General features: G+C 58.5%; 2 protein-coding genes. One reads left to right on the top strand and one right to left on the bottom strand.

Translation table 11 applies throughout. The annotated features are described in order from the left end of the window. The coding region (locus RMO15_RS12415) for an MFS transporter (RefSeq protein WP_309712805.1) at window positions 1-1,173 on the bottom strand (1,173 nt) is incomplete at its 3' end. Window positions 1,174-1,388: 215 nt separating this feature from the next. Here RMO15_RS12415 and RMO15_RS12410 point away from each other — a divergent pair. Continuing rightward, window positions 1,389-2,123 (top strand): hypothetical protein (locus RMO15_RS12410; RefSeq protein WP_309712802.1); only part of this gene is annotated, 735 nt, incomplete at its 3' end.

Genomic DNA, 2,123 nt, shown 5'->3' with positions numbered 1-2,123 from the left:
CGCGGTGGTGCCCGCGTTGAGCCAGATGAGGTGTGAGAAGCCGAAGCCGTACGTGGTGAATAGCGTTGAGCCGACCCAGTCGGAGAGTGAGTTGGTTAGGTTCCAGACACTCATCATGATCGAGTATCCTAACGCCTCGCTCCCCCTTGGAGTTCCCCGCGCTGCCAGATCGTAGACGGGCAGGACGGCAAGGGTCTGGGTTACTCCCTCTAGCGCCGTGACCGCCACTGCCGTCGCGGGTGACTGGTAGAAGTGGTAGAAGAGTGTCCCCAGTGCATGGACGATAATACTCACCACCAGCAGGGCCTTCATGCTCCCCTTCTGGCAGAACTTGTGGTAGGCCGTCGCCGTGAGCAACCCAAACGCCGCCCCGACCAGCGTGAGGCTGCCTAGAAACTGCTTCGAGAGCCCCAGGGTGTTGGTCTGGTAGAAAAACAGAGGGGTGTTAAAGCCCGGTGAGGCCGCGATCAGACAGATCATCAGCGCCGCCGAGAGCACGACTTTACTCTTCACCAATCCACGAAACTGTTCACCAGTTTGCCGCCAGAGGTCTTTGTTGAGGGTCGCCTTCTGCGGCTCTTTGAGCCAGAACCAGACAATCGGGATCAGCACAAAGTGCAGGGTCGCCGAGAGACTGAGGGTAAGCAGGAGTGGGAACTTCGCCAGAAAGCCCCCCAGTGGCCCCCCCGCAAGGCTTCCAAAGCGAAACATCCCGATCCGCTGCGCCGTGAGCCGTCCGGCCGCCTCAAAGCGCTGGGCCGTCTCGACCATCACCCCACCAAACGTCGTGGAGATAATCATCACCATCGTATAAGTTGTGGCGAAGACACCCAACATGAGGTTGTAGTTGCGAGGGACGCTTCCTAAGATCAGCCAGCCGATGCCGCAGAGAAACAGGCTCAGGATTAAGTACCAGCGGCGGCGCGTCCCAAAAAGCGGCACACTATCGGTCAGAATCCCCGCCAGAGGCTTGACATAGTTGCTGAAGACCCCCAGCGCAAAAAACGCCGAGATCTGCTGAGCGTTTAGCTTCAGCTCCTCTTTGAGCACGAACTTTAGCGGCAGATCATAGATGGCGTAGGCGATATTGGTCAGCCCCCAGCCCAGCGCCAGCAGCAGCGCCATGCGGGAAAATCCGGGAAGTGAGGGCTTGTCAGCATCTTTGATGGCCATGGTGGATTATACCCGTAACCAACGGCTACTACTATGCGTTCTTACTCTTATGAACCTGCGCTCTCTTTGCTCCTCACGCTCTCTTGCTTTGCTTGCGGGTGTCGCGCTTGCGGTGACGGCACTTCGCCTACAGACGGCCTATCTGGCGCGGCGGGCGGCGTAATCGTATAGCGGATCGCTGTAACTAAAACGACGCGCTGGATGTCCCATCCTCTATGAAACGCACTATACGGTTCCTATTTCCCATGCTGGCGGGAGCAGCCCTTCTGGTTACTTTGCTCAGACCTGAGACAGGGTGGCTGGCACGCCACCAGCTAGGGAGTGTTCTAAGCGGCTCATGGGGAATGGTACAGACCTTGAGTGATCTGGGGCTGAAACGCGACGAAATGCCACTCTCTTGGGCGCTACCTCCTGCCCAACCGGAGCGCATCAAAGCGGCTTATGCCCATGCGCTTGTGACCCATCCCGCTGACACTGAGCTACAGATTGCAGGTATCTTACATGAAACGTGGGGAGGGGCAAGGCTGACAGCTCTACGTAATCTTCCTGCAAGCGCACCCCGAAATGCTGTGATCTTGCGTCTTGCCTGCCAAAACGACATCAACCTCAAGAACCGACAGATCGAGCAGGATACGCTTTCGTCGACCATTGAGAAGCGCAAAGACGAGCCCGTTGATAGCGCTGCACTAGAAGCTGCTCTCAAAGATGCACAGGGCGGTGCGGTGCTTGATCCGTCCAATGCGTTCTTTCCCGCGATGGAGGCAATCGCGCTCTACGGCCTGAAGCGCGACTCTGAAGCCCGGGCAGCCCTACACCGCGCCGCCCTCGCGCCCCACTATGACGATGGGACTCGCACCGAAACGGAAGGGACGTGGCGCTTGCGGGAAATCGCACGGGGGCCACAGCTCGCGCTCACGGAAACCGCTGTCGCTGCCGCTATCCTTTTCCCC

This window comes from Armatimonas sp. (genome assembly GCF_031410135.1).
Classification (GTDB): Bacteria; Armatimonadota; Armatimonadia; order Armatimonadales; family Armatimonadaceae; genus Armatimonas.
The sequence above is the reverse complement of the archived record's forward strand: the minus strand, read 5'-3'. Positions and strand labels throughout refer to the sequence as shown.